The sequence below is a fragment of the Paraburkholderia megapolitana genome, assembly GCF_007556815.1.
In the GTDB taxonomy this organism is placed as follows: domain Bacteria; phylum Pseudomonadota; class Gammaproteobacteria; order Burkholderiales; family Burkholderiaceae; genus Paraburkholderia; species Paraburkholderia megapolitana.
Genome location: NZ_CP041745.1, coordinates 811,929 through 829,489, shown reverse-complemented (window position 1 = coordinate 829,489; position 17,561 = coordinate 811,929). Strand labels below are relative to the sequence as shown.

Annotated in this window: 20 protein-coding genes; 11 read left to right on the top strand and 9 right to left on the bottom strand. The window is 59.3% G+C overall.

Annotated features, from left to right (window positions below):
- Positions 1 to 38: 38 nt before the first annotated feature.
- On the bottom strand, positions 39 to 803 hold the full coding sequence (locus FNZ07_RS17180) for an alpha/beta fold hydrolase (protein ID WP_091010298.1): 765 nt from the start codon (positions 801 to 803) through the stop codon (positions 39 to 41).
- 153 nt (positions 804 to 956) lie between these two features.
- Between FNZ07_RS17180 and FNZ07_RS17175 the strand changes: the two genes are divergently transcribed.
- Positions 957 to 1,577, top strand: a complete 621-nt coding sequence (locus FNZ07_RS17175) for a hypothetical protein (protein ID WP_211367956.1) — start codon at positions 957 to 959, stop codon at positions 1,575 to 1,577.
- A gap of 92 nt (positions 1,578 to 1,669) precedes the next feature.
- Here FNZ07_RS17175 and FNZ07_RS17170 read toward each other — a convergent pair whose 3' ends face one another.
- Genes FNZ07_RS17170 through FNZ07_RS17160 form a run of 3 tightly spaced genes read right to left on the bottom strand, consistent with a single transcriptional unit; the run spans position 1,670 to position 3,793 of the window.
- A complete protein-coding gene (locus tag FNZ07_RS17170) occupies positions 1,670 to 2,134 on the bottom strand; it encodes a hypothetical protein (RefSeq protein ID WP_091010295.1) in 465 nt (154 codons plus the stop codon).
- 55 nt (positions 2,135 to 2,189) lie between these two features.
- Entirely contained in the window at positions 2,190 to 3,215 is a 1,026-nt protein-coding gene (locus FNZ07_RS17165) for a D-alanine--D-alanine ligase family protein (protein ID WP_091010293.1), read from the bottom strand.
- An 11-nt stretch (positions 3,216 to 3,226) separates the two neighbouring features.
- Entirely contained in the window at positions 3,227 to 3,793 is a 567-nt protein-coding gene (locus FNZ07_RS17160; RefSeq protein WP_091010292.1) for a GNAT family N-acetyltransferase, read from the bottom strand.
- Between the two features lie 174 nt (positions 3,794 to 3,967).
- Here FNZ07_RS17160 and FNZ07_RS17155 point away from each other — a divergent pair, with 174 nt between their 5' ends.
- Positions 3,968 to 5,080: a nucleoside hydrolase gene (locus FNZ07_RS17155; protein WP_170275785.1), complete on the top strand. Its 1,113-nt coding sequence runs from the start codon at positions 3,968 to 3,970 to the stop codon at positions 5,078 to 5,080.
- A gap of 43 nt (positions 5,081 to 5,123) precedes the next feature.
- Here the strand turns inward: FNZ07_RS17155 and FNZ07_RS17150 are convergent, their stop codons facing one another.
- Positions 5,124 to 6,122, bottom strand: a complete 999-nt coding sequence (locus tag FNZ07_RS17150) for an NAD-dependent epimerase/dehydratase family protein (protein ID WP_091010290.1) — start codon at positions 6,120 to 6,122, stop codon at positions 5,124 to 5,126.
- Between the two features lie 116 nt (positions 6,123 to 6,238).
- On the opposite strand from FNZ07_RS17150, the gene FNZ07_RS17145 reads away from it, so the two are divergent.
- Together FNZ07_RS17145 and FNZ07_RS17140 are read left to right on the top strand one after the other, a co-directional pair.
- Positions 6,239 to 6,934, top strand: coding sequence for a TetR/AcrR family transcriptional regulator (locus FNZ07_RS17145; protein WP_091010288.1), 696 nt, complete (start codon positions 6,239 to 6,241; stop codon positions 6,932 to 6,934).
- 178 nt (positions 6,935 to 7,112) lie between these two features.
- Positions 7,113 to 7,709 carry a flavin reductase family protein gene (locus FNZ07_RS17140; RefSeq protein WP_091010286.1) on the top strand — a complete coding sequence of 199 codons (597 nt, stop codon included), beginning with the start codon at positions 7,113 to 7,115 and terminating at the stop codon, positions 7,707 to 7,709.
- A gap of 30 nt (positions 7,710 to 7,739) precedes the next feature.
- Here the strand turns inward: FNZ07_RS17140 and FNZ07_RS17135 are convergent, their stop codons facing one another.
- Positions 7,740 to 8,084 (bottom strand): DoxX family protein, encoded by a 345-nt coding sequence (locus FNZ07_RS17135; RefSeq protein WP_245811411.1) that lies wholly within the window; start codon positions 8,082 to 8,084, stop codon positions 7,740 to 7,742.
- A 2-nt stretch (positions 8,085 to 8,086) separates the two neighbouring features.
- Complete coding sequence (locus tag FNZ07_RS17130) at positions 8,087 to 9,010, bottom strand: NAD-dependent epimerase/dehydratase family protein (protein ID WP_091010283.1); 924 nt, start codon at positions 9,008 to 9,010, stop codon at positions 8,087 to 8,089.
- 127 nt (positions 9,011 to 9,137) lie between these two features.
- On the opposite strand from FNZ07_RS17130, the gene FNZ07_RS17125 reads away from it, so the two are divergent.
- Positions 9,138 to 9,743 (top strand): TetR/AcrR family transcriptional regulator, encoded by a 606-nt coding sequence (locus FNZ07_RS17125; protein WP_091010281.1) that lies wholly within the window; start codon positions 9,138 to 9,140, stop codon positions 9,741 to 9,743.
- Positions 9,744 to 9,783: 40 nt separating this feature from the next.
- Here FNZ07_RS17125 and FNZ07_RS17120 read toward each other — a convergent pair whose 3' ends face one another.
- Positions 9,784 to 10,080: a hypothetical protein gene (locus FNZ07_RS17120; protein ID WP_091010279.1), complete on the bottom strand. Its 297-nt coding sequence runs from the start codon at positions 10,078 to 10,080 to the stop codon at positions 9,784 to 9,786.
- A 159-nt stretch (positions 10,081 to 10,239) separates the two neighbouring features.
- A complete protein-coding gene (locus FNZ07_RS17115) occupies positions 10,240 to 11,157 on the bottom strand; it encodes a LysR family transcriptional regulator (RefSeq protein WP_091010277.1) in 918 nt (305 codons plus the stop codon).
- A 270-nt stretch (positions 11,158 to 11,427) separates the two neighbouring features.
- On the opposite strand from FNZ07_RS17115, the gene FNZ07_RS17110 reads away from it, so the two are divergent.
- The 6 genes from FNZ07_RS17110 to FNZ07_RS17085 all read left to right on the top strand — a co-directional run bounded on the left by FNZ07_RS17110 (position 11,428) and on the right by FNZ07_RS17085 (position 17,372).
- Positions 11,428 to 12,207: a 5-oxoprolinase subunit PxpA gene (locus FNZ07_RS17110; protein ID WP_091010275.1), complete on the top strand. Its 780-nt coding sequence runs from the start codon at positions 11,428 to 11,430 to the stop codon at positions 12,205 to 12,207.
- 36 nt (positions 12,208 to 12,243) lie between these two features.
- Entirely contained in the window at positions 12,244 to 12,486 is a 243-nt protein-coding gene (locus tag FNZ07_RS17105) for an acetyl-CoA carboxylase (RefSeq protein WP_091010274.1), read from the top strand.
- A 5-nt stretch (positions 12,487 to 12,491) separates the two neighbouring features.
- Positions 12,492 to 13,931, top strand: coding sequence for an acetyl-CoA carboxylase biotin carboxylase subunit (locus FNZ07_RS17100; RefSeq protein ID WP_091010912.1), 1,440 nt, complete (start codon positions 12,492 to 12,494; stop codon positions 13,929 to 13,931).
- Positions 13,928 to 14,806, top strand: coding sequence for a 5-oxoprolinase subunit B family protein (locus FNZ07_RS17095; RefSeq protein WP_091010272.1), 879 nt, complete (start codon positions 13,928 to 13,930; stop codon positions 14,804 to 14,806). The genes FNZ07_RS17100 and FNZ07_RS17095 overlap by 4 nt, the downstream gene beginning before the upstream one ends.
- On the top strand, positions 14,796 to 15,791 hold the full coding sequence (locus tag FNZ07_RS17090) for a 5-oxoprolinase subunit C family protein (RefSeq protein WP_091010270.1): 996 nt from the start codon (positions 14,796 to 14,798) through the stop codon (positions 15,789 to 15,791). The genes FNZ07_RS17095 and FNZ07_RS17090 overlap by 11 nt, the downstream gene beginning before the upstream one ends.
- Before the next feature lie 228 nt (positions 15,792 to 16,019).
- On the top strand, positions 16,020 to 17,372 hold the full coding sequence (locus FNZ07_RS17085; RefSeq protein ID WP_091010265.1) for a purine-cytosine permease family protein: 1,353 nt from the start codon (positions 16,020 to 16,022) through the stop codon (positions 17,370 to 17,372).
- The last annotated feature ends 189 nt before the right edge of the window (positions 17,373 to 17,561 follow it).

Genomic DNA, 17,561 nt, shown 5'->3' with positions numbered 1-17,561 from the left:
TCGATGCGCCGGTGTGCTTGTTGTCGTTCGTTTTCTGGCTATCCGAGCCCGTGCCGGATAGCCAGCGCGAGGCCCGCGGGATTGTCCCAGGCCATCGAGTGTCCTGCGTTTTCGACAATGGCAATGTTCACGCCTCCTGCTGGAAGACGCTCGGTGTCCGCGTCGGGCAACGAGCGTTCGCCAAACACAACCGTTCTCGGCATCGTCATGGCAAAGAGTTGCTCGCGCCAGCTGGGATCACTTCCTTCCACGAGCGACGCCGCGCCTCGATGCACTGCATAGGGGGCGCTGACCAGCATCGAAGCGGCCCAGATGTCGTCGCCATCTTTCGCGGATGCCGTTATCAGTTCTGCGTGCCCCGTCCACACATAGTCGGCCTCTGAGAACGTCGCGATTTTTCTGCTGTAGAACCCACCGCCGGGCTCCATATTGGGTTCGCTAAGCACCAGACGCCCTACACGCTCACCGAGCACGCGAGCCGCAGCGATGGCAACCGCGCCGCCCATGCTATGACCGAACAGGTTCAGCGCTGAAAGTGAAAGATGATCGGCGAGTGCCACGATCGTTTGTGCGTGGTCCTCGACGGTGTAGGCAAAGTCGGTCGGGCGGTCGCTAAAGCCATAGCCCAGCAAGTCGACCAGCAGCATTCGATGCCCTGCTAAAGCTGGGGCTGTCGCCACGCCTGGGTAATCGCAGGAGGATGCGCAGCCTAGTCCGTGGATGAACAGGGTAGGTGTTCCTGGCCCGGGGAGGTCGTGGTATCTGAGAGTTCCTTGAGCTTCATCTATAGCGAAGGTTTTCATTTTCGGTGTTCAACTTTTATATGCAGATGTGGTAGTGACAGCTCGTTAATGAAGCATTGGTTATGCGCCTTTAGTGAAATCTCCGCGCTCAGGCCGCATAGTTCACATGCGACGCATAAGTCGACGATATCGTCAAAAGAGTTTCACAGATCATTGGCACGCTATCCTTATTTTTTCTTCCGGAGACAGGATATGCGCAATCGATTGCTGTTGCTCTTGCTGTGTTTTCTTCCCGCGCTGGGATGGGCCGACGATCACAAACAACAAGATGGCCTCGCGGATACGACGGTGCTGATCGTACGTCACGCCGAAAAGCCTGACAGCGGTTCTGGATTGAGTCAGCAAGGCGAGCAACGCGCAGTGGCTTATGCGGACTATTTCGATCCACTGGAGCTAAGCGGCCAGCAGCTCACGCCGCAAGTACTGATCGCAACCGAGGACAGCAAGCACAGCGATCGTCCCCGTCTGACCTTGACGCCACTTTCGCAGCGCCTTCAATTGCCTATCCAGCAGAACTACAGCGACGATGAGGCGGACGATCTGGTGCAATCGCTTCATCAACAGAGCAGTGCGAAGGTCGTCTTGATCGCGTGGCATCACGGCGAACTCGGCAACATGATCGACGACTTCGGGGGTGACTCCAAAAAACTGCTCGGCCACAAACAGTGGCCCGGTAGTGTGTATAACTGGCTGATCGTGCTGCACTTCGATCACGATGGGCAACTGGATCAAAGCCAGCGAGTAGTGGAGCATTTGTTGCCTGGCGATCAGTGAGTCTGTCTTCACTGGTTTGACCGATTCTGCTTTATACCGGCGTGTGAGGCGCAAGCTTCGACGCCGGAATTGCGTCTTCCGCAGGTGGCCATTTATGCGGGCTCACGCGACCACGTGAAGTAAAGAAAGAGCCAGCAAGCGAGACCGCTCACCGCTCCAATGGGCACGACGAGCTGGACAAACGCATTAAATGTAAAGACTGCCCGCTCACTGGGAATCGAAGACAGAAGGGTCACACTCGCCCAAACGCACAGGAGCAGCGCGATGCCCATCGTTGTGAAATAAAGCCAGTGCGCCGTGCCGATTTTTTTGGCGATGATCATTCCGACAATGTAGAGCGGCAGCACCGGCAACGCGAAAAACAGAAGGCCAAACCAGGCAGCGCCCAGTTCAGCTAGCGCAAACTCAGCGATGCTATCGAAAATCCTGTGATTTGAGGCGCTGCCTGCGGTTTCGGCCATCAGAACAGGAAACAGTGCCATTGCGCCCGCAACCATGGAGATCAGATAGGCGATGGTTGACCGCCCAACTGTGATGAATTGCTTGTGCTTTGTCATTGCAATCTTGTTCCCAGTTTTCACGACACTCCGGCGATAGTCGGCGCTCCGAACCCTACTTGCCCCTATGTCGCTCGATCCCCGCGCGACAAATCCGCTCACACAACTCGGCAAACGAGATCCCACTAGCCCCCGCCGATTGAGGAAGCAAGCTCGTCGCCGTCATCCCCGGCAAAGTGTTCACCTCAAGACACCACAAGCGCCCGTTCGCATCGAGACGAAAATCCGCCCGACTATAGCCTTCCAGCTTTAACGCACGGTGCGCCCGCAGCGCTGCGTCTTGTGCGGTCGCGACGACGTGGTCAGGCAGATCGGCCGGAAATATTTCGCGAACTGCCCCGGGTTGGTACTTCGCTTTGTAATCGAAAATCGCGTCCGGTTCGATCACGATCTCTCCAACGGACAATGCCCGGTCACCGAGCACACCTACGGTCAGCTCCCTTCCCGCAATGAACTGCTCCAGCATGATCTCGTTGTCGAATTGAGAAGCGTGTTCGATAGCGGCACCAAGCGCATCGGGATTCCTGACCACCGACAAGCCGACCGTCGAACCTTGCCGATTCGGTTTAACAACCAGTGGATAGCCAATCTCCCGCAAGATCTCTTCTGGCGCGGATGGCGCCATCAACCAGCGAGGTGTCGCGATGCCAGCTGCGACGAACAGACGCTTCGACATGTCTTTGTCCATGGCGATTGCGCTGCCCAGATGGCCACTACCTGTATAAGCCATCCCAGCCATGTCCAGCATGGCCTGGATTGTTCCGTCCTCGCCGGTCCCGCCATGAAGTGCCAGAAAAACGACATCGACATCAGCAAGCGCGGCAGAGCGGATCAGACCTGCTTCGGCTGACCGAAGTACCGCGAGCGCATCGGATGCAGGTGGCACTTCGTCGACCCGCGAACTCAAGAGACGACCTTCCTCTTCGGCCGTCAAAAGACCTCGCGACGTTTCAATGGCAAGTACTTCATGCCCCACACTGCGTAGCGCATTGATGACCTGCGCCCCGCTCGCAATCGAGACTGCGCGCTCTTCGCTCGTTCCTCCAAAGAGCACCGCTACCTTGAGTTTCGTTTCCGGCATGTTGTTTCGGCTCACTCACATTTTGAATAGATTCGTGTGTTTCGCAAACTACCGTCCGGAGCCCGTCGCTCCTGCCGTAACACGCCTTCTAGTTGCATGCCGATGCGTTCGCAAACTCGAATGCTGCGTACGTTCAGATCGTCGCAGATTGCCTCAACACGCTTTGCGTCGAAACTGGCAAAGGCAAAGTTCACTAAAGCATCCGCGGCCTCGCTGAACAAGCCGCGACCCACAAACGAAGACCTACCCCAGAAACCGAGTTCAAAAGCGGGAACGGTCCATCTTGGCCGGTGAAGACCTCCGGCGCCCACGACAATGCGCGAGGTCTTATCGATAAACAAAAACGGGAAATCTTTTCTCGCCTGAAAACTCTCGGAGCCGGCAACGCAAAATGACTCCGACTCATCAACAGATGGCATTTCCATCGCCCAAGGCAAGGACGCGGGAAACTGCCTTAGGTCCGCTAACGCATCGACAACCGCATCGAACAGGTCGGGACCGTCCCCAGGTTGAGGGGATCGGATGATCAAGCGGTCTGTCTCAAGCACCGCAGGTAGATCTGGAATGGCCAATGTCATCGAGAACGCCGGAAAGATGCAGGTGCATCGAATTGTCGGCGATTCGGTATGCCTTGTCGACTGAACCGTTGAAAGCAAACAAGGCGGAATCGATGATGCGCTTTGCCGTTAGCTGTGCCATCCTGTCTTTGCGTGGGTACTCGTCTGTCTGGTCAGTATAAAAACGGATCAATCATGAACCTAAAATATCAAATCTTGCCTGCCATTCCCTTCATGTTTGCAGCTTGCGGCGGAGGCATTCAGACCGCACCTCCCGCGTACACCAACGCACCGAAGATCATCATCGATTCCGATTTCAATACGATGGGCGACGACGGTCAGCTCTTCGCGATGACGACCCAGTTGATGGGACAAGGAAAGGTGAACCTGCTGGGTCTCACGGTCGTAACCGGGAATGACTGGTTGCTCCAGGAGGAAGCCGGTGCGCTAAAGGCGGTAGAGCGGATGGGCGTACAGAACACCGTTGGCGTGTACGGCGGCGCGGATTATCCGTTGCAGTACAACGTCGCGAGTATTCGCGCACAACAGGCTGCCAATCCGCAAGGCTATTTCGGTGCATGGAGCCGACCGGAACCGACCACGCAGTCGCAGCTTGTCGCACCGCCGGACGGCTTTGCGACGTCCACCAAACTGCAGGCGCAAAGCGCCGCGGATTTCATGATCCAGACCATCAAACGCTATCCGAACCAGGTCACGATTCTCGAGGTCGGACCGCCTACGAATCTCGCCACGGCAATCACGAAGGCACCGGAGATCGTGCCGCTGATCAAGCAGATCGTCTACATGGGTGGTGCGATGGCGGTACCAGGCAACGCAAACGCGGTAGGGGAACTCAACTGGTGGTTTGATCCGCTCGCGGTGCGCACGGTTCTGCAAACGACGATCCCTCAGAGCGTCATTCCACTCGACGTGACGAACACCGTGCCGCTGACGCAAACCATCTACAACGAGATCGTGAACAACCCGAGCAAGCAGACGGCGGTGACGAAGGTGTACGGCACGATCAACGCGGGGGCGGTCGACGAGAACACCAATATTTACGACACCTTGACCATCGCCTACTTCCTGGATCCAACCTACGCCGTGCAGACGAAAAGCGCCTACCTCGATATCGACACGACGAGTGGCGAGGATCAGGGGCACGTGACGGTGTATCCGGATCAACCGGCTGCAGGGGCTTCGCCGCAGAAGATCACGTATGTCACGCAGTTCGACAACAACCGGTTCTTCAATCTCTATGTCGATTTGCTGACGCGGCCGGTGCCGGTTGTTACGGTTCTTCAGTAAGGGCGGCGTTGACGAGGCGGAGCAGTGGAGCTCAGGCAGGGCATCAGCGCGACATCTGTTCGATGCCCTGTTTCCAGCTCACTCTAGGGATGTAGCCAAGATCGCGACGCGCCTTATCGAAGCGAATCGTGAACGGCTTGCCGATCAATCTGAGCATCTGCCGGGTAATGGGCGGCTCGCCGCGAAGACGGAACAGACGCCAGACTCCAGCCATGAGACCCGCTATCGTCCACGCCATACGAAAAGACACTGACTTGTTCGAGGCCGTGACATTGCGGGTCGCAAGCAGGTCGCTCAAGATACTTTTCAACGTACCTGTCTCAGCGTCGGCGACGAAATACGCCTCGCCACCGCGGCCGTGATCGGCCGCGAGAATCAAGGCTTCGACAAGATTGTCGACGTGGCAGGTCGAGGTGGGTTGTACACCTTCGTCCACCCATTGCCAGTTCCCGGCCTTTACGGTTTCCACCATCTGATCGAGCATCGGCATGTCTGTGCCCCAGATCATCGGCGGTCGGATCGCGATTGTCTCAAGCCCTTTGCGTCGGCCGTTCGCAGCCAGCAACACCTTTTCCGCTTCCGCTTTGGATGACCCGTATGGCGCGAAACTCCGCGTCTGAAGAGGAAGACTTTCGTCCGCTTCCAGTATCGGCTCGGGGTCGCCCATCACGACCGCTGCGGCGCTCACCGCGATGACCTTCCGGACGGATCGACCTGTTGTTGCGGCCTCAACGATGGCTTGCATACCGCCGACGTTGACCTCGTCAAACGCTTTGCGCTCACCCCAAAGCTTGAAGTGCGCGGCAACGTGAAAAACTACCTCGCTGCCGGCCATTCCTTGCGACAGCGCTTTTACGTCGCCGAGCCCGCCAGGAACCGCAATCGCGCCGACCGCCCTGACTGCTGCCATCGCGGCTTCGCTTCTGGCCAGGGCGCGCACCTCCCAGCCTTGCGCGACCAGTGACTGGATCAGTCGCTTCCCTACAAACCCGGATCCTCCGGTAACAAAAGCCGTACGGTGTGTACTGTCGGCGTCATTCATCGCTGCCTCCCGTTGAGTGCATTGGCCGTAGTGTACACGAACAATTAACAACGAACAAATTCTGTATTTTGTTCGTTGTTCCAATTCACTGGAGGATGCGATATCCTCACGGCACTATGGACACGACAGACAAGACAGAACCCGGTGACGACGCGCTCACGACAGAGCGGATCCTCGATGCGGCCCGCACACATGTGCGGCGTTTCGGGGAGGCAAAGACGAACGTAGTAGACATCGCGCGCGTACTTGGCACATCGCACACCACGATCTACCGCCACTTCCGTTCCAAAGCGGAGGTCTTCGACGCAATCGTCACAGCGGCGATGCGCGATGAGGAAGAACTGGCGCGCTCGTTCACAGGCACGCCGCAGCCGGCCTCCGAACGGCTGACCGGATTACTTCTCGCACTCCACCGCCGCAAGCGCGAGCGGTTCGCCGACGACCCTGAGCTGTACCAGCTTTATCGGCGGGTCGTTGACGAGCGCCCGGACATCGTTCGTGACTACGCTGAGGCAATTACTCGCCTGGTGGTCGAGATTCTCGCGGACGGTGTGAGCCAGGAGGAGTTTCAGATCGACGACGTTCAGGCTGCAGCGGAAGTCGTTCGCGATGCCGTCACTGTGTTCGTGCATCCGGCACATGTTGAAGCCGCCGCGAAGGCCGGAATTTCGATGGAACCTGCGGCGCTTCGGGTAATAGCAACACTCATTCGAGCGTTCACGGCTGGCGTTTCGTTTGCAGAAACCGATTCGCAGGGCGGGAAAGCGAAGCGCCCGCGAAAGACTGCGGCTCGCAAAGGCGCGAAGCTATAGCGCGAGGACGTACACAGCGAGGCAGTCGCACGCGTGTCTTCGATTATTCGACGTGCAGCGAACCCGACATTTGCTCGTCGAGGGAAGTGTCCCAAAGCCGGACACTTCATCAGCCACTGAAACGTATCCCCCGGTTTAGCGTCAAGAATGCATGACATCGAATCCCCAGGAGACTGTCATGCAGACCAGCATTGCCGAACTACCCGTTCTCTATTTCGGAACTCCCGTGGCGTTGATTTCAAGTGTGAATCCCAACGGAGCGACGAATCTGAGCCCCATTTCTTCGTACTGGGCGCTATCGGACACGATCTTGATCGGCTTGAGTACAACCGGTCGATGCTATCGCAATGTGCTTCAACGCCCGGAAGCGGTGCTCAATCTTCCAGATGCATCACTGTGGAAGAACGTCGAAGCGATTGCAGCCACGACGGGCTCCGAGATCGTGCCCGACGACAAGCAACGCATGGGCTATCGATTCGAACGTGACAAGTTTCAATGCGCCGATTTGAGTACCCGGGCAAGCGAATGCGTAGCACCCGATCGGGTGGCGGAATGTCCGGTTCAAATCGAGGCGAAGGTTGTGCGCATTCACAAGATCGGGAGCGACGACGATCAGATGGTTGCCGCAGAACTGAAGGCTCTGCGTATCCACGTTCATACGCGATTGCTCACACCAGGTGGCCGGATCGATGTCGAGCGGTGGAAGCCGTTGCACTATGTCTTTCGACACTACTACACGCTCGGCGGTTGGCTGGGCAAGAACTTCAGAGCGTAGCAGGCCCGATACCCAGGTGGCGAGCACGCCTCAACCGCGAAGCGCCACAGTAGCCGCTACAAGCGCCGAAAAAACCAGCGCCGGCGCAAGATGCGCAAACGGCTCGCGGTTTCGTAGCAACGTGAAAAGCGCGCCGATCATGATCGCACTGGCCAGCACGAGGCCCAGAACCCTGGTTTGTTGCCCAAACAGAAGTGCCGCGCCAAGCAACTCAAGCGCGCCGCAAAGCCATCGAAACCATGCTGGGTAACCCCAGCGTGCGAAGTCGGACTTCACCGCGCCGCGTCCTGAGAGATTGATCGCCCCGGCGACCACGAACAGAACCGCGACGATCATCGCGAGAATCGATTCAAGAGATGCACTGTTCCACGCCATGATCATGCTCCGTCAATTTGCTGAAAGTGCTTTTGTACGGAGAGGTCCGCAATCAGACCAAGGCTGTGGGGCTTCCACGCAAGAACCTGCCGGGCATGCTGGCCGCTTACTGTCTGATCGAGCGCGAGCGCATCAGCGAACGGTCCAAACGATTGGCGAGCATCGTCGAGCGGCCACGGTTCGACACGATCGGCGCCGACCGAGACCCGAATCGCTTCACCGATTGCGGCAACGGCAACGGCATCTTCCGCAACGACGTTGAAGATCTGTCCAGCGACCCGATCGTCCCCGCTTGCCGCTCGCTCCACCGCGCTCACGTAGGCGGCGGCGAGATCATCGACGTGCACCGCAGGCCAGTGGTTTCGACCATCGCCGATCACCCTCACACTGCCGGTCTGACGCGCCATGCCGGCCAGCATGCCGAAGACGCCACCGCCGTAGCCGTACACCATCGCCGGCCTGAGGATCACTGCGCCAATCGAGCGACGTGCGGCCAGCGCCAGCACCTGTTGCTCCACTGCGGGCCGCCACGCGATGAGCGGCGTCGGGTTCAGCGCCGACGCTTCCGTCGCAGGTTCTCCGTCCGTATTGCCGTAGACCCAGGTGCCCGACGTATAGACAAACGCCGCGCCCGGACGCAAGTGCGCAAGTATCGCTAGAGCGGCGGCCTCATCAACAGCAGCGGCGGAAGCATCGTTGGTTGACGCGACGTGCACCACGCCATCGGCGGCACCGGCAGTTGCAGCGAACGACTGCGGCTCGCGCAGGTCGCCGGAATGCAGGGTCACCCCAAGACGGACCAGCGCGCCGGCGACCGCCGAGCTGTCCTCGCGCACCAGCGCCGTTACCTGATGGCCGAGGCTGATCGCCTTGCGTGCGACCGCTTGCCCGATAAAGCCGGTACCACCTGTCATGAACAGTTTCAAAGCGTTCTCCAATGATTAGCTGCGAAGTCGTTTCGTCATACAACGAGACTCATCAGTCTCGTTGTGGCGAATTTAAACGAGACTACCCAGTCTTGTCAACTACTCGACGATCTGCTATTTCTCTCGCATGGACACTTCTTCCCTCTCCGACCTGAGCCCGCTGCAATCCCGCAAGCGGTCTGCAATCCTCGACGGTGCAAAAGCCGTTTTCTTACGCGAAGGCTTCAGTCTGGCAACCATGGACGATGTCGCCGCGGCCGCCGGCGTCGGCAAACAAACGGTCTACCGCCACTTCAAGTCGAAGGAAGCGCTCTTCGTTGGGCTGGTGAGCGCGATGTGCACTCAGGAGGGTGCGTTGCTTGCCGGCGCTGTGGGCGAGCGATCCGAAGGCGCACCGGAAGGCGAATTGCGCGAGTTGGGATGGTTGCTGGCACGCAGCCTGATCACGCCGGATCTTTTGAGGCTCTACCGGGCCGTCGTTGCGGAGGCCGAGCGTCTTCCGGAACTCGGCCGGGTGTTTTACGAAAACGGTGCGAAGGTCGTGCGTGCCATCGCCGCACAGATTCTGCGCAAGCGATTTGACGAATCGACCGCGGCATTGCGGGCGGCGACGTTCGTTCAACTGGTGTTAGGCGACGCGTATCTGGAACTGTCGATTGGCTACACGGTGCCCGATGTCGAAGCGCGCTTTGCGCTGCAGATTGACGAGGCGATAGCGGCTGCGCTTCGCTAAGGAGGGCCGCAGAAGAAGCACTTCGAATTGGAGCTACAAATTATCGGTTGTTGCCGAGCAAAATATTGCTGTAGTGCAATCGAGCGACATAGATGGAAGCTTGCGAAAAGACGAACCCGCCCACTCCGCCGCCGACGGCTGCACCGAGCAAAGAATGACCCCAGAGAATCCCCAGATAGCATCCCAAGGCGGCGCACGCAGCGCAACCAGCCATGCCCATCCAGGTTTGCCAATGGTGGAATGTCGATAGATATGTCCGCCGCCATGCCAGGCGTCGCTCTTTGGCTGTGAGTTGCGAAAGTTCTGGAATGCTCTTGAGGGTCCAGTAGATAGCCATGCCTGCGTCCCCGAATGTTAAAAAACACTATACGAAGCGACGTTTCTATTGAGGCGAGTGTTCCGTCGCCGAAGTGTACATGACAGCAGATTTGCATCCTGTCTGCTAGCGAATAGCTGGATTGAAGGTCATCTCGCAGCTCCCCGCCACTGCCGCACTTCACCCCCCGCCCGCAAACCCCCGAGGCTCCATAAACGTATGCCTGAAGTACTCGCGCACCGCATGCATCGCCGGGCTCAACCCGGTACTTCTGCGCCATGCGAGCCCGACGCTCATCGGCGGCACCGGGTCGCGTAGCTGCACGGTCTCGATGCGCCTGCCCTCCAGCGACCACGGGCGATACACCATGTCCGACAGGATCGCCACACCGCTGCCATTCGCGACCATGCTGCGCACCGCCTCAACCGATGACGTGCGTAGCTTCACGTTCGGTCGGTACGGCGTCTCGTTCCAGTAGCGCAAAGCCGTAAAAGCCGCCTCGTCGACGGTCAACATCACGTAGGGCTCGGGAGCGACGTCGGCAAGCGTCACGTTCTCGCGTTTGAGCAACGGATGTTGCGCACACAACCACAGACGTCGCACCGAATGAATCACCGGCTCGAGTACCAGTTCGGGATTCGCCACGTTCGAGGTCAGCAGCACGGCCATGTCGTAGCGCTCCGCGATCAACCCCTCTTCGATCGACTCGCGGTTCAACTCGTGCAACTGGATGGTGAGCCGCGGATAAAGCGTGTTCAGCCGTTGCAGATGATGCGGCAGAAAATAGCCCAGCACGGTATAGCTCGCGGCGAGCGTGAGGGTACCCGTGAGCGTGCTTTCGAGGTTTGGCGTACGCATGGCCTCGTCCACCGACGACAGGATCGTGTACGCCTGGTTCAGAAAACGCTGCCCCGTCGTGGTCAAGGTCATCCCGGAAGCGGTACGCAAAAAGAGCTGCGTACCGAGGCTGTCTTCGAGGTCCTTGATGGCAGTGGTCACAGCCGACTGCGAAATCGTCAATTGAATGGCCGCCTGTGAGATCTGACCGAGTTCGGCCGTGGCGACGAAGTATTTCAGTTGCCGAAGCGTCAACGCCATAACGTCCACCTGAAAAAGTGATATTGCATCGCTCAATATCTTACCTTCGCAAGCGATCAAAAGCGTCCCTGGTCGCTCGGCCCTTAGCTCGCCTGCCCTATGTGCGATTTCCTCAGACCAGATACCACGGAGCCTCATCTAAAAAACAGATAACGAGCCATATAAAAATAGAACTATTTTGGCGACCGGTGAGCGGTTAACGTTCATCCGAGCAGATCGGGCAAGCGTCCTTTCTAGCCGGCAAGACTGTTGACCAGGAGGAAATTCCGTATGAAGAAGCGCAGCGTCGACCTGAATTCCGACATGGGGGAAGGTTTCGGCCCATGGAAGATCGGCGATGGCGTCGATGAGGACATCATGCCGCTCATCAGCTCGGCCAACATTGCGACGGGGTTTCATGCAGGGGACCCCAACATCATGGCGCGCACGGTGCAACTTGCGAAACAGGCAGGCGTCGGTATCGGCGCGCATCCGGGGTTTCGCGATCTGGTCGGCTTCGGCCGCCGCAACATCACCGAGACGCCGCAGGCGCTCGTCAACGACATCGTTTTTCAGCTTGGCGCACTGCGCGAATTCGCGCGCCTTTACCACGTCAGCGTGCAGCACGTGAAACCGCATGGAGCGTTGTACATGCTCGCCGCGCGCGACGAAGCACTCTCGCGCCTGCTGATCGAAACGCTCCAGGCGCTGGACCCCACGCTATTGCTGTATTGCATGGAAGCGTCGGTGACCTACCGGATTGCACGCGAACTCGGCCAGCCGGTGATCCGCGAGTTTTACGCGGACCGTGACTACGATCGCAGCGGTTCGATCGTCTTCACACGGCACGTCGCGCGACTCGATCCGGCGCACGTAGCGGCGAAAGTGCTGCGCGCCTGCGTGGAAGGACGGGTGACCACGGTCGATGGCGACGACATCGATATCGATTTCGACTCGGTCTGCATTCACAGCGACACACCAGGCGCATTCAAACTCGTCGAGGCTACGCGCGCCGCGCTGACAAGTCACGATATCCGTGTGGCGGCCCCGGTATACACAATCGCCCGCTAGTTCGAGCTACCCCCAAAAAAACAGAGGAGCCTACCCATGCCACTACACGACATCGTCAGCCCATTGCCTGGCACCTTCTATCGACGCGCCTCGCCGGAAGCCGCGCCCTACGTCGAAGCAGGTGTGTCGATCGAAAGCGGCGCGGTGGTCGGGCTCGTCGAGGTGATGAAGCAGTTCAACGAAGTCGAGGCGAGCATGGCTGGGCGCGTTGTCGAGATTCTCGTCGACGATGGCGAGCCCGTCGATGCAGGACAAGTCTTGATGCGACTCGAAGGATGAACACGATGACCCCGTCTAACACGGACCGATCCACAAACCCGTTCTATCAACCGAAGCGCATCCGCACGGTGCTGGTTGCCAATCGTGGCGAGATCGCGGTGCGCGTGATCCGCGCGGCGCATGAGCTCGGTATGCGGGCCGTCGCCGTAGTAAGCGATGCCGATCGCGAGAGCCTGGCCGCCCGCATGGCCGACGAGGCCATTCACATCGGCTCCGCGCATGCCGCAAAAAGCTACCTGAACCCCGCTGCGATTCTCGCCGCGGCCGAGCAGTGCGGAGCGGATGCCATTCATCCGGGCTATGGCTTCCTCTCCGAAAACGCGGCGTTCGCAGCTCAGGTCGAGAACGCCGGGATCATCTTCGTAGGCCCATCGTCGAACGTCATCGCCACCATGGGCGACAAGGCGAAGGCGCGAGAAACCGCGCAGCGCGCCGGCGTACCGACGGTGCCCGGTAGCAACGGTGTCGTCCTGTCTCTCGATGAAGCGCGCGAGATCGCGGCAAGAATCGGCTACCCGGTGATGATCAAGGCCGCAGCCGGCGGCGGTGGACGCGGCATCCGCGTGGCGCACGACGCCGCGCAACTCGACACTGAGCTGCCGCTTGCGCAACGCGAGGCACAGGCAGCGTTTGGCAACGGTGGGGTGTATCTCGAACGATTCATCGCGCGTGCCCGGCATATCGAAGTGCAGGTACTCGGCGACGGCGACAATGTCGTCCATCTGTTCGAACGCGAGTGTTCTCTGCAACGGCGGCGCCAGAAAATTCTCGAAGAAGCGCCGTCGCCGTCGCTCACGCCGGCAGTGCGTCACGCGCTATGTACGTCCGCGACGCGGCTTGCGAGGCAAGTTGGCTATCGCAGCGCGGGCACACTGGAATACCTGTTCGATGAAACACGCGATGAGTTCTACTTCATTGAAATGAACACGCGCATCCAGGTCGAGCATCCGGTCACCGAGGCCATCACCGGAATCGATCTCGTGCGGGAGACGCTGCGTATCGCCGACGGCGAGCCATTGCGTTTCACGCAGGACGACATCGCGATGCGCGGTGCCGCGCTCGAATGCCGGATCAACGCGGAGGACCCCGAGCATGACTTTCGTCCGTGCCCCGGTCGCATCGAGGAACTGGTCTGGCCGACAGGTCCCGGCGTGCGCATCGATTCGATGCTCTACCAGGGTTACGTCGTTCCGCCGTTCTACGATTCGTTACTCGCCAAGTTGATTGTGTTTGACGAGAGCCGGTCTGCCGCGCTCGCACGGCTTAAGCGGGCATTGAACGAACTGCGTATCGCGGGCATCAAGACCACCGCGACGCTGCACTGCGCGCTGCTCGAAGACGACGATATCCGCGCCGGGCGTTACCACACCAACTACCTGGAAGCGTGGATGACGGACTGGCGCGCCAGAACAGCGACAGCAGCCGGCGACGAGGAGGCCGCATGACGATCCGCTACACATTCGGTGGCGACGAGTTCATTTTCGTGGAAATCAGCGAAGACATGTCGCTCGAAGCGTTCTTCAAGGGCACCGCGATCACGCGCGAACTGCAGCGTCGCAACGTGGATGGCGTCACCGAAATCTGTCCCGCCAACGCGTCTTACCAGGTTCGCTACGATCCCGATGTAATCGAACCGGATGCGCTGCTCGCATTGCTCCAGCAAATCGAGGCCGAGGTCGCCGGCGCAACGGATCTGGACATGGCGACGCGTATCGTCGAAGTACCCGTGCTTTACAACGATCCGTGGACACACGAGACACTCATGCGCTTTCGCGAACGACATCAGGACCCGACCTCGACGGACCTGGAGTACGCGGCGCGGATCAACGGGAAGAAGGATGTCGACGACTTCATCGCGGCGCACTCCGGCTCGCCCTGGTTTGTCTCCATGGTCGGCTTCGTGGCCGGCTTGCCGTTCATGTTCCAGATGGTCGAACGCGCCCGTCAGTTGCAGGTGCCGAAATATCTGCGACCGCGCACCGATACACCGAGGCTGACGGTCGGCCATGGCGGCTGCTTCGGTTGCATCTACTCGGTGCGCGGCGCGGGCGGGTATCAGATGTTCGGCGTGACGCCCGCACCGATCTTCGATCCGGCACAACGTCTGGATTACTTGCACGACTTCATGGTGTTCTTTCGTCCGGGTGACATCGTCAAGTTCAAGCCGATCGATCGCGACACTTACGACAAAACCGTGATCGCGGTCGATGCAGGGACCTTTTCATTGCGCGTGCGCGACGTGAATTTTTCGCTCGCATCATTCATGCGCGACCCGGAGGCCTACAACCGCTCGTTGATCGAGGTGCTCAATGCCGACTAACCCGCTCTACGCCATCGAGGTCGTCAAACCCGGCCTCGCCACATCGGTGCAGGACACGGGCCGGCTCGGGTATTACCACGTCGGCATTCCACCGTCCGGAGCGCTGGATCAGTACGCATTGCGCGCCGCCAATCTTCTGGTGGGCAATCCCGAAGGCGCGGCCGTGCTCGAATGCACGCTACTCGGCCCGCAACTTCTGTTTCATGTGGACACGCTCATCGCCGTGACGGGCGCTGAGATGCAGCCCAAGATCGACGGCGTTGCCCACGCCTGCAACGTCGCGTTACGCATCAAGGCTGGCAGCACGCTGACGTTCGAATATGTGAAGGGCGGCGCGCGAGCCTGTCTCGCGGTGGCCGGTGGCATCGACGTACCGGTGGTACTCGGAAGCCGCTCCACTTACACACTGGGTGCGTTTGGCGGCCACGAGGGTCGTCGCCTGCAAAAGGGCGACCAGTTGCGGATCGGAAAAACGCGCGGCCCCGCTCGCGAAGGCACCGAGCTGCCCGAGAGACTGCGTACACCGCTCGCCCGCGAAGTCGAACTGCGGGTGCTGCCGGGTCTCTACTTTCATCGGTTGACGGACGAATCGTCGATCACGTTTTACGAGGACACGTGGACCGTTGCGCCCGAAGCGGACCGCATCGGTTACCGCTACAAGCAGGGCCGACCGCTCAAGTTCCGCGAGCGTGAACAGCCGTTCGGCGCCGGTTCCGATCCCTCGAACATCGTCGATGCCTGCTATCCGATTGGCTCGATTCAGGTCCCAGCCGGGCTCGAACCGATCATCCTGCATCTCGATGCGGTGTCCGGTGGCGGCTACGCCACGATCGGCACGGTCATCAGCGCCGATATGGATCTGATCGGGCAAATGCAGCCGAACCACCAGGCGCGCTTCCTGCCGGTCACCATGACGCAGGCGCTTGCTGCCCGTCGCGATGCTCAACTGCGACTCGCGCGGTTGCGCGAGGTGTTGCTGCGCTAGCGCATTCGTAGCGCGTTCGTGGGGCGGCGGTATCACGCGTCGACCCCACGATCTTCAGATGCAATTCCGTGAGTCGGGTCGCGCAGCGCCATGCGCCGCACGGGACGCATGCATTCGTCGTTTTGTACTGGTCCGTTGGTCTCTCCTTCATACGTCGCCATAGCGCCGGTCACGGTCGCTATCGCGACGCCGTTCCTAAAACCCGCAAGTGCACTGAGGAATACGATCATGGCTAACCTCGCGCAGGAACCCGCCACAAGCCAGCTCGATCTATCGACCATCGCCATACCCGAGCACGCCCGCATGCCGGCGTTCTCGCTCACCATGGCCTGGTGGGCAGTGTGCAGCGCAGTGTTTTACATCGTCGTCGGTGCGACGCTCGCGCTCAATTACGGCGCGCGCAATGCATTGATCGGGATGGCGTTGTCGGTCGTGTCGTACGGTCTCGTCAATTCGATCATTAGCCGCTATGCGGTTCGCACCGGCCTGTCGGTTGCGTTGTTTTCGCGCGTGCTGTTCGGCAGTGCGGGCGCCGCGCTCGCTACGTTGATCTTCTTCGCGACTGCGATCTATTACGCGGTATTTGAAGGATCGGTGATTGCCGTTGCGGCACACAGCCTGTTTCCGGTGCTCGACTACCGATGGGCGGCACTGCTCGTCGTTTGTTATAGCGTGCCACTCGTGTTCGGCAGCGTGCAGCACTGGCTCGACAAGTTCAACGGCGTTCTGCTGCCGTTCTATCTGCTCGGACTGATCACCGCTGTCGCGCTGGCCACCCATGAATACGGCTACAACGCAGCGTGGCTCGACTTCGGCCCGAAAGGCAATACGCCGGCCAATGGCTGGTGGAGTTGTTTTGTGTATTACATGGGTGTCTGGGTACTGATGATGTTCACCTTCGACTACGCCCGCTTCGGTCGCACGAAGGACGCGATCTACCACGGTCGCTTCAACTTTGGCATGCCGTTCTATCTGGTCACGTTCCTGCTGAATGGCGCGGTCGGCATCTATCTGGTCAGTACGATTCCCGGTCTCGGCACGCTCTCGGAGGTATCCGTCGTGCTTGCACTGCTCAAACTGATGGGGATCTGGGGTTTGCTGTTCGTATGGGTAACGCAATCGCGCATCAACACTGCAAACTACTATCTTGCGGCCATCAACATGCAGGCTTTCTTTCAGAAACTGGCAGGGCTTCGTGCGCCAAAGTTCGTGTGGGCACTTGTCGTCGGTGTGGTTGTTTATGTCTTGATGATGGCCGACGTGTTTTCGAAGATCCTGCAGGCGCTCGCGTATCAGGGGATTTTCGTGGTGGCGTGGGTCGGCGTGGCACTTGCACACATTCTTTCGACGCGTTACGACGAACTGATCGGTGGTGAAGTCGAATGCCGCGATTCGCATGTGCCCGCTTTTAATCCCGGTGGCCTGACCGCCTGGTTTGCGGGTGCGCTCGCCGGTCTGGTGTTGATGAATGTGCCGGGCACTGTGCAATCGTTTTCCGCGCCGGCGAGTTTTGTCGTGTCGTGGCTCGTGTATCGGGGCATGCTCAATTCGGCCAAGCGAACGTGGTTCGTGCGCGGCTAGCGCGCGGGTAGAAGCAGATAGAAGCGGGAGGTGGCGAGCCACCTTCCCGGACTTCGATCCGCGGTTTGCATGGGACGTTGGATTTCCTCATACCTATTAAAAATCGTATGCGATTTAATCTTATACGCTTGACATCGATGACTTCATTGTCCATTATTCGACGCATGCGATTACATCGTATACGAGTTA